Genomic DNA, 11,758 nt, shown 5'->3' with positions numbered 1-11,758 from the left:
ATATCGATATTAGAGTGTATTCTTTTCTTGCAACTCATCCCTGCATCCGAGCGGCCGCCCGGGATGGTGATATGCGCTCACCGAGCGCGCCCATGGATCTCCTCTGCAAATTTCCAGGCGCGACTTGAATTTAAGAATATAATAGTATTTATTGCCCCCTCGTCAATCCCCTCCTGTCCCGCCGCGTAGCGGGTTGGCGGGGATGGCAGAGCCGACAAGGGCGCGTAGGCGCTTGACAGAGTTGAGGTTTTCGACCGCCCTGGCGGTTTGGAGGAGCGCTGTGGATCCGGGGACGTGCCGCCTCTTATCCCTCGGTGCGCTCGCAGCCGATGACGCGCGGTCGCCTGCCCGGCGGCGGCTTCGGAACGCGGCCGCTCCAGCGGAGATGACCTAGAGGAAGATCTGGCGCCAGCGCTATATATAACCCTATCATTAAAAGTCGATTTCCAGTATCCCTGGTTCCCGAGAAGGGGATGACGGAATCTCTCCAAACAAGCCGGACAAGACATGTCGAAGCCCGTCGTGCTCATCACCAGCCGCTATTCCGATGATCTGGTCGCCAAGCTGGAGCCCTATGCCACGGTCAGGCTGGGCGCCGACCAGTTCAAGGGCACGCCGCGCGCGGAGATCCTCGACGTGGTGGGCGATGCCGTCGGCCTCATCACCCAGAACGAGCTGAAGATCGACCGCGAGCTGCTGGAGCGCGCCAGAGCGCTGCGCGTCGTCGCCAATTCCACCGCCGGCTTTGACAATATGGACATCGCCGCGATGCGCGAGCGCGGCATCTGGGGCGCCAATTGCCCGGACAGCTATTCCGCCGACACCGCGAGCCACACCATCGGCCTGCTGCTCGCTTTGTCGCGGGGCATATTGGCGGCGGATCGCTATGTGCGCTCGGGCCAGTGGAAGGTTGAAGGCTGGATGCCGGGCGGGCGCTGGGACGGCGTCGCGCTCGACGGCAAGACCATGGGCATCATCGGCATGGGCCATATCGGCTATCAGGTCGCCCGCCGCGCCGAAGCCTTCGGCATGAAGATCCGCCACCATTCCCGTTCCAGCCAGGACAAGCCGGGCTGGCGCCCGCTCGACGACCTGCTCGCCACCTCCGACGTCGTCAGCATCCACTGCCCGCTGAATGCACAGACCCGCCATCTGATCGACGCCAATGCGTTCGCCAGGATGAAGCGCAGCGCCATCCTCCTGAACGTCTCGCGCGGCGCGGTGGTGAAGGTGGATGACCTGGTCGCCGCCCTCCAGAGCGGCGAGATCGCCGGCGCCGGGCTCGATGTCTTTGAGTTCGAGCCCGACGTGCCGCCTGCGCTGTTTGACATGCCGAACGTCGTGCTCTCCCCGCACATGGGCGGCTGCACCGCCGAGGCGCGGGTGTCGGCCTGGCGCCAGAGCGTCGATAACGTCATTGCCGTGCTCAAGGGCGGCGCGCCGGAGACCCCGGCCTTCGCCTTGTCCTGATCAGCCCACCACGCCCGAGAACATGCAGATCGTTATGCAGACCAACCGCATCAATCTTGAAGACCGCGTCGCCATCGTCACCGGCGGCGCGCAGGGTATCGGCTTCGCCATCTCCGAGCGCTTCCTCGACTCCGGCGCGAAGCTGGTGATCTGGGACATCAATGAGGAGGGGCTCGCCACGGCCAAGGCCGAGCTGGAAAGCCGCAGCGGCAAGCCGGTGCTTACCCACAAGGTCGATATCGCCGACTACGGCAACGTCGCCGCCGCCACCGACGCGGCGCTTCAGGCGCTCGGCCGCATCGACATATTGGTGAACAACGCCGCCATTGTCGGCCCGAACGCCAGGCTGGTGGATTATCCGCTCGATGCCTGGCACGACGTCATCAATATCGACGTCAACGGCACCTTCCATTGCTGCCGCGCCGTGGTGCCGGCGATGAGCCGGCAGAATTACGGGCGCATCGTCAACATCGCCTCGGTCGCCGGCAAGGAAGGCAATCCCAACGCGGCGGCCTACAGCACGGCCAAGGCCGCGGTGATGGCGCTGACCAAGTCGCTCGGCAAGGAAGTCGCCGGCCAGAACATCGCCGTCAATTGCGTGACGCCGGCGGTGGCGCGCACGCCTGGCGCCATGCTGCAGGCGCCCGAGCACATCGAATACATGCTCGCCAAGATCCCGCGGGGCCGTTTCCTCGAACTGGAAGAGGCGGCGGCGATGATCGCCTGGCTGGTGAGCGAGGAGAATTCCTTCACCACCGCGTCGGTGTTCGACCTGTCCGGCGGCCGGGCGACCTATTGAGGCGACGGAAAGTCGAGACGAGGGGAGGGAGGCAGCATGACGAACGCACGCACACCCTGGCCCAGATTGCGCCGCCCGCTGGTGGCGATCCTGCGCGGCCTTCGCCCCGAAGAGGCCGAGGCGGTCATCAGCGCCCTGATCGAGGAAGGCTTCGAGGCAATCGAGATCCCGCTCAATTCGCCCGATCCGTTCCGCTCCATCGAGATGGCAGCGCGAATGGCGCCGGCTAATTGCCTGATCGGCGCCGGCACCGTCCTGACGGTGGAGGACGTCGAACGCCTCGCCGCCGCCGGCGGACGGCTGATGGTCAGCCCCAATGTCGAGCCGGAGGTGATCGTGCGCGCCACCTCGCACGGCATGGTAACGATGCCCGGCGTGTTCACCCCGACCGAGGCGGTCGCCGCGGTGCGCGCCGGCGCCTCGGCGCTGAAGTTCTTTCCCGCCAACGTGCTCGGCCCGGCCGGCATCGCCGCGATCCGCGCGGTGCTGCCACCCGGCATGGAGCTAGGTGCCGTCGGCGGCGTCTCCGACTCGACGTTTGCCGACTATGCGAAGGTCGGTATCCGCACCTTCGGCCTCGGCTCCAGCCTCTATGCACCCGGCAGCGATGCCGCGACGGTGGGAACAAGGGCGCGTGCTGCCATCGCTGCCTATGACCACGTGTTCGGGGGCTGAGATGAAGACGCCCGTGAGCACGCCGCGGACCGGCACGGATCAGGTGGAACGCGGCGCCCGCGGCGCGCGCTTGACGCTACGCGGCGGGCTTACTAGTGATAGAACTATATATAACGTTCTCGACGATGCGCAGACGTGGCGCTTGCGGACCGCGGGAGCGAACCATGGGAGGCGCCGTTGAGCGTGATCGTCGGGAGCGGTGATTTCACCTACCGCGTCGAGGAAGGCTGGGGGAAGCTGCCGGAGGGCTGGAGCCTCGGCGATGTCGGCGGCGTCGGCGTCGACCGGCAGGATCGCCTCTATGTCTTCAATCGCGGCGGCCACCCGATGGTGATCTTCGACCGCGACGGCAACTTCCTGAAGTCTTGGGGCGAAGACACGTTCGAGCGCCCGCACGCCATCTATATGGCGCCCGACGACACCGTCTGGTGCGTCGATGACGGCGACCACACCGTGCGCAAATGCACGCTGGACGGCGAGGTGCTGTTCACGCTCGGCACGCCGCACCAGCCGGCGCCGGAATTCAGCGGCCAGCCCTTCAACCGCCCCACCCATATCGCCTTCGCGCCGGAGGGCGACTTCTACGTCGCCGACGGCTACGGCAATGCCCGCGTGCACAAATACACCGCGGACGGCGAGCACATCCTCTCCTGGGGCGAATACGGCACCGATCCCGGCCAGTTCAATATCGTCCACAATATCTGCTGCGACAGCGCCGGCCTGGTCTATGTGTCCGACCGCGAGAACCATCGCGTCCAGGTATTCGACGGCGACGGCACGTTCGTCGAGCAGTGGAACAACCTGCACCGCGCCTGCGGGCTGACCATGCACAATCCGGACGATCCGATCTTCTTCGTCGGCGAGCTCGGGCCGTTCCTCGCCATCAACCGTTCCTATCCCAATCTCGGCCCGCGCGTGTCGGTGGTCGACAAGCACGGCAAGCTGCTGGCCCGCCTCGGCGGCCCGCATGCCGGCACCGAGCCCGGCACCTTCATCGCCCCGCACACCGCCGCCGTAGATTCGCACGGCGATCTCTACGTCGGCGAGGTCTCGTTCTCGGCCTGGATCCCGGTGTTCCAGACCCAGCGCCCCGCTTTCGTGCGCAGCCTCCAGAAGTTCACCAAGGTCAAGGCGTCATGACTTCCGAAGCCACCATCAACCGCAAGCCACTGGTCTTCTTCGAGCGTTTCTTCGATCCGGTCGCCGAGACCATCCTCGGCGCGCAGGACGACATCGACCTGGTGAAGCTGCGCTATGACGGCCCGCAGCCGGACAATTGGGCGGCGTTCTCACGAGCCTGCGCCTATCAGATCGGCGCCCGCACCGAGCTGATCGAGCCCTGGTTCGGCAATGCCGCGCTCATCGCCCGCTCGCCGCAGTTGCTCGCCATCTGCTCGATCGGGGCGGGCTATGACGTGATCGACGTCGATGCCTGCACCGAGGCGGGCATCATCGTGTGCAGCCAGTCCGGCACCAATTTCGAGCCGGTCGCCGAGCACGCCATCGGCATGATTCTCAACCTGTCGAAGAAGATCAGCCTGTCGAACCGCGCGCTGCTGCGCGGCGGCGCCGCCGACCGCATGGATGTCGCCGGCAACGACGTCGTCGGCAAGACCGTGGGCATTGTCGGCATCGGCGCCATCGGCACCCGCACCGCCACCTTCTGCCGGGCCTTCGACATGACGGTGCTGGCCTATGATCCCTACCTCACCGCCGAGCAGATCGCCGCACGCGGTGCCGAGAAGGTCGAGTTCGCCGAGTTGCTGGCACGCTCCGACTTCATCACCACGCACTGCCCGCGGACGTCCGAGACGCTCGGCATGTTCGACGAGGCGGCCTTCGCGCAGATGAAGCCGACCGCCTATTACATCAACACCGCGCGCGGCCGCATCCATAGCGAAACCGCGCTGCTCGATGCGCTCAGGCGCGGGGTCATCGCCGGCGCCGGCATCGACGTCTTCGATCACGAGCCGCCGCCGCCGGACCACCCGCTGCTGCTGCTCGACAACGTCATCGCAACGCCGCACACCGCCGGCATGACCGCGGAGACCTTCTACAACATGTCGGTGAAGACCGCCGAGCAATGGATGGAGCTGCTGCGCGGCCGCGTGCCGCCGCGGCTCGTCAATCCCGAGGTCTGGCCGCATTACTCCGACCGGTTCGAGAAGATCATCGGCTTCCGCCCCGATCCTCTCGGCTGACGCGTGACGAACCGGCCCGAGTGGCCGGCATTTTCCCAGAACAATGGCCACAAGAAACCGGGCCGATCGATCCAGGAGGAAACCAGAAATGTTCCGCATCAAGACGTTTGTCATGTCCATGGCGCTGCTGCTTCCGGTCCTCGTCGCCGGCAGCCAGGCGCAGGCCGGTGAAGTGCTGCAGCGCGTGATCTCGAGCGGCAAGCTCCGGGTCGCGGTGATGGGTAGCCTGCCGCCCTACACCAACATGAAGCCCGACGGCACGATGGAAGGCTATGACGTCGACCTCGCCAGGAAGCTGGCCGAGGCGCTGAAGGTCGAGCCGGAATTCGTCGTCGTCGACAGCGCCGGCCGCGTCGCCGCGCTGCAGACCGGCAAGGCCGACATCACCATCTCCGGCTTCGCCCGCAATGTGCAGCGCTCGCTCACCATCGCCTTCTCCGACCCCTATCTGATCGTGCCGGGCCGCATCCTGGTGAAGACCGACAGTCCGCTTAAGAAGGTCGAGGAGATCAATGATCCGAAGTGGAAGCTGTCGCTCAATCGCGGCGGCAATTCCGAGCCGATCATTGCCGCGAAGTTCCCGAACGCCCAGCGCATGCGTTTCAACACCAATGCCGACGGCCTGAACGCGCTGATGTCCGGCCAGGTCGACGCCATGGCGCAGGACGCCTTCTACCACGCCGAGCAGATCGCCAAGTATCCGGGCCAGCTGCGCATGCTGGAGGGCACCTATTCCCGCCAGGAAGACGCCATCGGCGTGCCGGCCGGTGACCCCGACTGGCTGCGCGTGATCAATCTCTGGCTGGAACAGGCCAACGCCACCGGCGAGAACAAGGAAGCGTTCAAGAAGTGGTTCGGCTTCGATCCGCCGAAGATCACCGCCGACTACTGATCCCGCTACGGATGGGCGGCATGACGCCGCCCATCCGTGCCTCGTGGCGACAACCCGCGGCGACCGCTCCAGAAAAGCGATCCATGAACTCATACAATTTCAGCCTGCGTGCCATCGTCCCCTATCTGGGGGATCTGAAGATGGCCGTGGTCGGTACCATCACGATCTCGCTCGCGACGATCCTGGTCAGCCTGCTGCTCGGCCTGTTCTTTGCGATCATGCGCCAGAGCCGTTCGCGCCCGCTGCGCTGGCTGGCGACCGCCTATGTCGAGTTCTTCCGCAACACGCCGTTGCTGGTGGCGCTCTACTTCATCTACTTCATGATGCCGACCATCGGGCTGAAGATGTCGCCGTTCCAGTCCGGCCTGGTCGGCATGTCGCTGCACTTCGGCGCCTACATGACCGAAATCTTGCGCGCCGGGCTCATCGCGGTGCCGCACGGCCAGTATGAGGCGGGCCATTCGCAGGGCATGACCGGATTGCAGATCCTGCGCCACATCGTGCTGCCGCAGGTGTTCCGCACCATCTATGCGCCGTTCGGCAATCAGCTCATCAACATCATCCTCGGTTCGTCGCTCACCTCGGCGATCGCGGTGAACGAGGTGGCATCCTGGATGCAGACCGCGGGTTCCGACACCTTCCGCTATTTCGAGACCTTCCTGGTCGCGGCGATCGTCTACGCGGTGCTGTGCCAGACCATCAACATCGCGCGCATCTATGCCGGACGCGCGCTGTTCCCGGACAATCGGTGACAAGCATGTACAGTCTGATGGACTATATGCCCGCCGTGTTCCGGGCACTCGGCCTCACCATCTGGCTCAGCTGGCTGTCGCTGATCATCGGCGCCTTCGGCGGCCTGCTGCTGGCGCTGATGCGGACCTCGAATTTCCGCGTGCTGCGCCTGATCGCGCTGCTCTACACCGAGTTCTTCCGCTCGATCCCGATCCTCATCATCCTGTTCTTCTTCTTCTACGGCGCGCCCATGCTGCTGGGCCTCAACCTCACCGCCTTCGCGGCGGCGACCGCGGCGCTCTCCGCCCATGCCAGCGCGCTGATGTCGGAAGTCGTCCGCGCCGGCATCGAGAGTGTCGGGCGCGGCCAGTGGGAGGCGGCGCAGTCGAGCGGCATGACCTATCGCCAGGTGATGCGCCATGTCGTCGGGCCGCAGGCGATGCAGGTCATCCTGCCGCCCTCGGTCAATATCTACATCATGATCCTCAAGGAATCCTCGATCGCCTCGATCATCGGTTATGTCGAATTGACGGCGACCGGCCTGCTGATCCGCGAGGCCCATGGTGGTGGCTTCGCCATCCTCGGCATCGTCGCGATCCTCTATTTCATCGTCTGCTACGCCATCTCGCTGGCGGGCGGCGTGCTCGAGCGGAAAATGAAGATCGCCGGAAGCGGCCTGCAATTGGACGAGATACGATGACCACAGCGCCCGTCCTGAAAATCGCGAACCTCACCAAGCGGTTCGGCACCCGCACCATCATCGACGGCATCAATATGGATGTGGTGCCGGGCGAGATCGTCTGCCTCGTCGGGCCGAGCGGCACCGGCAAGTCGACGCTGCTGCGCTGCGTGAACGGGCTGGAGGACATCCAGGGCGGCGAGATCCGCTTCGAGGACCAGCCGGTACGCGCGCATGCCAAGGACATCATCGCGGTGCGCAAGCGCATCGGCATGATCTTCCAGCAGTTCAACCTCTACCCGCACCTCACCGCTCGGCAGAACGTGATCCTGGCCCAGGTCGTGGTGCACGGGGTCGATCGCAAGGTCGCCGAGGAGCGTGCCAGCCAGTTGCTGGAGCGGGTGCGGCTGTCGCATCGCGCCGATGCCTATCCGGCGCGGCTGTCCGGCGGCGAGCAGCAGCGCGTCGCCATCGCCCGGGCGCTCGCCACCAACCCGCATATGCTGATGTTCGACGAGCCGACCTCGGCGCTCGATCCGGAGACGGTCGGCGAAGTGCTGGCGGTGATGCGTGACCTCGCCCAGGAAGGCCGCACCATGCTGGTGGTGACGCACGAAATGCGCTTCGCCGGCGATGTCGGCACCCGCATGGTGTTCATGGACCAGGGCAAGATCGTCGAGGAAGGCCCGCCCCGCGAATTGCTGGCTCACCCCAAGACCGAGCGCGCGCAGCGCTTCCTGCAGACCATCCACCACGCATGAGCGCCCTCGGAGCCGCGTCATCCTGAGGTGCTCGGGCGCAAGCCCGGGCCTCGAAGGATGCCCGCCTCCGATGGCAGTCTTCTGCTTCAACATCCTTCGAGGCTCGCTTTGCTCGCACCTCAGGATGACGTCACTCTTAAGTTTCAGAAGGCAAAAAGCGGCTCCGGCAGGCCGCGCACACCCGGCTCCAGCGCCAGCAGCGCGCCCGCCAGCGGCTGGCTGGCGCGCCCCTCCGCAGAGAGCCGCTGCGCCGCGCTGGTGATGTAGAGCGTCGACAAGTTCGGGCCGCCAAAGGCGAGGCAAGTCGGCTGGCTGACCGGCATCTCGACGGCCCGCTCGATCGAACCATCGGGCCGGTAGCGGGTGATGCGGGAGCCGCCATAGTGCGCGCTCCACACGCAGCCCTCGGCATCGACTGTGGCGCCATCCGGCAAGCCGGCATCGAGCCGCGCGAATTCCCGGCGCGGGCCGAGCTCGCCGTCCGCGGAGAACGGGAACGACCAGATCACCGGCTCGACACCGTCGGAGAAATACATGGTGCGTCCGTCCGGCGACCAGGCAAGGCTGTTCGGCACCGCGACGCCGCCCAGCATCGGCACGCAGCCACGCGCATCGAGCCGGTATAGCGTGCCGGTCGGCTGGCGATCGTTGTCGTGCATCGAGCCGACCCAGAACCGTCCCTCGCGATCGCATCTGCCATCATTGAAGCGCATGCCGTCCTCGCCCCTGTGAGGCGCGGCGATGGCTTCCAGCGAACCCCGGGCCGGGCGGAACAGCACGATCTGCGAGGCCAGCGCGACCAAGATGTTGCCATCGGGCCGTAATGCCAGGCTGCCGACCGGTTCCGGCATCGGCCAGGAATCCAGTTCGCCATTCTCTACATCCAGCCGGCGCACCAGCCGGCCGCGGATGTCGATCCAGTAGAGCGCCTGTTCCCGCTCGCTCCAGACCGGGGATTCGCCGAGCAGATCGACCGTGCCGCCGATCCGCCGCACGGTGCCCGCAACGCTTGCCAGCATGGCTGGCCTCACTTTGCCGGTGCGCGGAATTCCGGATAGTCGGCTTCCAGCGTCACCTGCTCCCAGGCGTCGAAGTCGCGCGCCATGAGATTGATCTTGGCACGGGCATCGCGCAGCGCATTGGCGCCGAGCAACAGGCGCAGCGGCGGCGCCTCGGCGGTCACCGCGGTGATGATCGCCGCCGCGGCGCGCACCGGATCGCCCGGCCGATTGGCGGTCTCGCGCAGCCGCTTGATGCGTGCGCCCGCGGTCTGCTCATAGTCGGCGATGAGATTGTCGGCGCGCACCGTGGAGCCGGTGAACGAGGTGCGGAACGGTCCCGGCTCGACCAGCAGCACATGGATGCCGAGCGGTTCGAGCTCCTTGGCGAGGGCATCGGACAACCCCTCCACGGCGAATTTGCTGGCGGCGTAATAGCCGGTGCCGGGATTGCCGAACAGGCCGGCCTGCGAGGAGAGGTTGACGATGGTTCCGCTGCCCTGCGCGCGCAGGATCGGCAGCACCTTGCGGACCACTGCGGCGAGGCCGAACACATTGGTGTCGAACATTGCGCGGACCTGTGCGTCCTCGCCTTCCTCGATGGTCGAGGCATAGCCATAGCCGGCATTGTTCACCAGCACATCGATCCGGCCAAAGCGGCGCTTGGCTTCCGCGACGGCCGCCTCGATCTGCTCCGGCTTGGTCACGTCGAGCGGGAGCGCGACCGCGCGATCGCTGCTGCCCGCGACGAGATCGGCGATCTTGCAGGAATCGCGCGCGGTGGCGACGACGCGCCAGCCCTTGTCGAGCACCCCTTTCACCAGTTCCCGCCCGAAGCCGGAGGAGCAGCCCGTGATGAACCAGACCGGGGATTGCTGTTCAGCCATGGCGATGCTCCATCGTGCAGGTGAGGTGAATTAGTAGTCTATAACCAATGTATGTGGCGAGACAATTACTTGTACGCAAATGATGATCATCAACCGGCGACGGGCGCGAGCGGTTCGAGGAAGCGGCCGAGCTGGGCGCGGCGCTCATAGGCTGCTGGGTTGTAGACGAAGGCCGGCCGCCGGCCGGCGAGATCGTCGATGATCGAATACGCTGCGGCGACGCCGACGCGGATCACCGCTTCCTCGGTCTGGCCGGCGACATGGGGCGACAGCACGACATTCGGCAGGCTGCGCAGCGGTGAATCCGCCGTCAACGGCTCTTGTGCGAACGTATCCAGCGCGGCGCCACCGAGCCGGCCGGACGCCAGCGCCGCGATCATCGCCGGCTCGTCGATCAGCTCGCCGCGCGCGGTGTTCACCAGCAGCGCGCCAAGCTTCATCGTGGCGAGCGCTTGAGCATCGATCATCCGGTTGGTGTCGTCGGTCAGGCGGGTATGCAGCGTGACGATGTCGGCGGCTGCCAGCACCTCGGACCTGCGCGCGAGCTGGACGCCCTCGATCGGCGAGCGCGTCAGCATCGGATCGCAGGCGATGACCCGCATGCCGAAGCCGAGCGCCTGCCGCGCCACCCGGCTGCCGATGGCGCCCAGGCCGAAGATGCCGATAGTCCGGCCGTCCAGCTCCGCCCCCACCAGGGGGTCGCGTTGCCACAGCCCGGCGCGCATGCCGCGGTCGGCCTCCGCGGTCTTGCGCACCAGCGTCAGCAGCAGCGCGAAGGTATATTCCGCGACTGCCGCGGCATTGGCCGCACCCGTCGTGGTGACGACGATACCGTGCTCGGTCGCGGCATCGAGGTCCACCGCATCGACCCCGACGCCGTGACGCGCCACGATGCGCAGCTGCGGCGCCGCCTCGATGACGGCGCGCGTCACCGTGCCGAGCCGCGCCAGTATCGCGCTCGCCTCGCGCGCCGCCGCGGCGAAGCGCTGCTCGGACGGATAGGCTTCGAGGATCATCACCTCGAAATGCTCGCGCAGCAGCGCGACCGCCTCATGACGGATGCTCGGATCGCTGAGGACGACGAGGGGTCGATGCGCGGCCATGCGGGGACTGACCTTCAGATGCCTTCCAGCTCGTAATCATGGTCCATGACGACGAGACGATGCTCGAAGCGCCACTCGCCGTCGGCTTCCTTGCGCAGCTTGCACTCATAGCGACCGGGACCGAGCAGCTTGCTGGCGCCGCCTCGCACCTGGAACACCACCAGATAGCACTTGGCGAAGCCGGTATCGCCGTCGACCTCGATCAGCATGTTGGAAAGCACATGGCGCAGCTCGGTGCCACGGTTGCGGAACTCGGCGAAGCGGGTGGCGAAGGCGCGGATATTGTCCCGGCCGGAATATTTGCCGACCGCCGGGCTCTCCAGCGCGCCGTCCGGCGTGAAGCAGGAGACCAGCGTCTCGACATCGCCACCGTCAATGGCCCACATATAGCGCGCGAACAGGTCGGCGATCGCGAAGCGATCTTCCGCGGACGGTTTCGCCATCGGGAAATTCCTCTTTCAACAGGGTTTGCCGGACGCGCTCAGGTGCGGCGCATTCTTTATTGTCCTATAAACAACGATTGACACTCCCGGTCAATCGGGCTTCCATGCCCGCCCGATT

At 66.0% G+C, this 11,758-nt stretch carries 13 protein-coding genes; 9 read left to right on the top strand and 4 right to left on the bottom strand.

Features of this window, described 5'->3' with window-relative positions; translation table 11 throughout:
* Positions 1–507: 507 nt before the first annotated feature.
* From G3545_RS16275 to G3545_RS16235, 9 genes are all read left to right on the top strand, one after another.
* Entirely contained in the window at positions 508–1,470 is a 963-nt protein-coding gene (locus tag G3545_RS16275) for a D-glycerate dehydrogenase (RefSeq protein WP_170014330.1), read from the top strand.
* Positions 1,471–1,492: 22 nt separating this feature from the next.
* Positions 1,493–2,269: an SDR family NAD(P)-dependent oxidoreductase gene (locus tag G3545_RS16270; protein ID WP_246702435.1), complete on the top strand. Its 777-nt coding sequence runs from the start codon at positions 1,493–1,495 to the stop codon at positions 2,267–2,269.
* A gap of 36 nt (positions 2,270–2,305) precedes the next feature.
* Positions 2,306–2,944, top strand: coding sequence for a 2-dehydro-3-deoxy-6-phosphogalactonate aldolase (locus G3545_RS16265; RefSeq protein WP_170014329.1), 639 nt, complete (start codon positions 2,306–2,308; stop codon positions 2,942–2,944).
* 177 nt (positions 2,945–3,121) lie between these two features.
* Positions 3,122–4,084, top strand: coding sequence for a peptidyl-alpha-hydroxyglycine alpha-amidating lyase family protein (locus G3545_RS16260; protein ID WP_170014328.1), 963 nt, complete (start codon positions 3,122–3,124; stop codon positions 4,082–4,084).
* The gene (locus G3545_RS16255) at positions 4,081–5,145 is read left to right on the top strand and encodes an NAD(P)-dependent oxidoreductase (protein WP_170014327.1); all 1,065 of its coding nucleotides are present in this window, start codon (positions 4,081–4,083) and stop codon (positions 5,143–5,145) included. Before G3545_RS16260 ends, G3545_RS16255 begins: the two co-directional genes overlap by 4 nt.
* Positions 5,146–5,233: 88 nt before the next feature.
* Positions 5,234–6,037 (top strand): transporter substrate-binding domain-containing protein, encoded by an 804-nt coding sequence (locus G3545_RS16250; RefSeq protein WP_170014326.1) that lies wholly within the window; start codon positions 5,234–5,236, stop codon positions 6,035–6,037.
* 83 nt (positions 6,038–6,120) lie between these two features.
* Positions 6,121–6,789: an amino acid ABC transporter permease gene (locus G3545_RS16245; protein ID WP_170014325.1), complete on the top strand. Its 669-nt coding sequence runs from the start codon at positions 6,121–6,123 to the stop codon at positions 6,787–6,789.
* Positions 6,790–6,794: 5 nt separating this feature from the next.
* Positions 6,795–7,469 carry an amino acid ABC transporter permease gene (locus G3545_RS16240; protein ID WP_246702434.1) on the top strand — a complete coding sequence of 225 codons (675 nt, stop codon included), beginning with the start codon at positions 6,795–6,797 and terminating at the stop codon, positions 7,467–7,469.
* Positions 7,466–8,209, top strand: coding sequence for an amino acid ABC transporter ATP-binding protein (locus G3545_RS16235; RefSeq protein WP_170014324.1), 744 nt, complete (start codon positions 7,466–7,468; stop codon positions 8,207–8,209). The genes G3545_RS16240 and G3545_RS16235 overlap by 4 nt, the downstream gene beginning before the upstream one ends.
* Before the next feature lie 143 nt (positions 8,210–8,352).
* Here G3545_RS16235 and G3545_RS16230 read toward each other — a convergent pair whose 3' ends face one another.
* From G3545_RS16230 to G3545_RS16215, 4 genes are all read right to left on the bottom strand, one after another.
* Positions 8,353–9,228, bottom strand: coding sequence for an SMP-30/gluconolactonase/LRE family protein (locus G3545_RS16230; RefSeq protein ID WP_170014323.1), 876 nt, complete (start codon positions 9,226–9,228; stop codon positions 8,353–8,355).
* A gap of 8 nt (positions 9,229–9,236) precedes the next feature.
* Complete coding sequence (locus G3545_RS16225; RefSeq protein WP_170014322.1) at positions 9,237–10,094, bottom strand: oxidoreductase; 858 nt, start codon at positions 10,092–10,094, stop codon at positions 9,237–9,239.
* Between the two features lie 89 nt (positions 10,095–10,183).
* A complete protein-coding gene (locus tag G3545_RS16220; protein ID WP_170014321.1) occupies positions 10,184–11,197 on the bottom strand; it encodes a hydroxyacid dehydrogenase in 1,014 nt (337 codons plus the stop codon).
* Between the two features lie 14 nt (positions 11,198–11,211).
* The gene (locus G3545_RS16215) at positions 11,212–11,640 is read right to left on the bottom strand and encodes a nuclear transport factor 2 family protein (RefSeq protein ID WP_170014320.1); all 429 of its coding nucleotides are present in this window, start codon (positions 11,638–11,640) and stop codon (positions 11,212–11,214) included.
* Positions 11,641–11,758 lie beyond the last annotated feature (118 nt).

The organism is Starkeya sp. ORNL1 (assembly GCF_012971745.1).
Taxonomy (GTDB): Bacteria; Pseudomonadota; Alphaproteobacteria; order Rhizobiales; family Xanthobacteraceae; genus Ancylobacter.
Note: the sequence above shows the minus strand (reverse complement) of the source record. Positions and strands in the feature narration are given on the sequence as shown.

Coding starts and splice junctions, on each gene's coding strand:
- G3545_RS16275 (WP_170014330.1), top strand. CDS start 508: ATGTCGAAGCCCGTCGTGCTCATCACCAGCCGCTATTCCGATGATCTG.
- G3545_RS16270 (WP_246702435.1), top strand. CDS start 1,493: ATGCAGATCGTTATGCAGACCAACCGCATCAATCTTGAAGACCGCGTC.
- G3545_RS16265 (WP_170014329.1), top strand. CDS start 2,306: ATGACGAACGCACGCACACCCTGGCCCAGATTGCGCCGCCCGCTGGTG.
- G3545_RS16255 (WP_170014327.1), top strand. CDS start 4,081: ATGACTTCCGAAGCCACCATCAACCGCAAGCCACTGGTCTTCTTCGAG.
- G3545_RS16250 (WP_170014326.1), top strand. CDS start 5,234: ATGTTCCGCATCAAGACGTTTGTCATGTCCATGGCGCTGCTGCTTCCG.
- G3545_RS16245 (WP_170014325.1), top strand. CDS start 6,121: ATGAACTCATACAATTTCAGCCTGCGTGCCATCGTCCCCTATCTGGGG.
- G3545_RS16240 (WP_246702434.1), top strand. CDS start 6,795: ATGTACAGTCTGATGGACTATATGCCCGCCGTGTTCCGGGCACTCGGC.
- G3545_RS16235 (WP_170014324.1), top strand. CDS start 7,466: ATGACCACAGCGCCCGTCCTGAAAATCGCGAACCTCACCAAGCGGTTC.
- G3545_RS16230 (WP_170014323.1), bottom strand. CDS start 9,228: ATGCTGGCAAGCGTTGCGGGCACCGTGCGGCGGATCGGCGGCACGGTC.
- G3545_RS16225 (WP_170014322.1), bottom strand. CDS start 10,094: ATGGCTGAACAGCAATCCCCGGTCTGGTTCATCACGGGCTGCTCCTCC.
- G3545_RS16220 (WP_170014321.1), bottom strand. CDS start 11,197: ATGGCCGCGCATCGACCCCTCGTCGTCCTCAGCGATCCGAGCATCCGT.
- G3545_RS16215 (WP_170014320.1), bottom strand. CDS start 11,640: ATGGCGAAACCGTCCGCGGAAGATCGCTTCGCGATCGCCGACCTGTTC.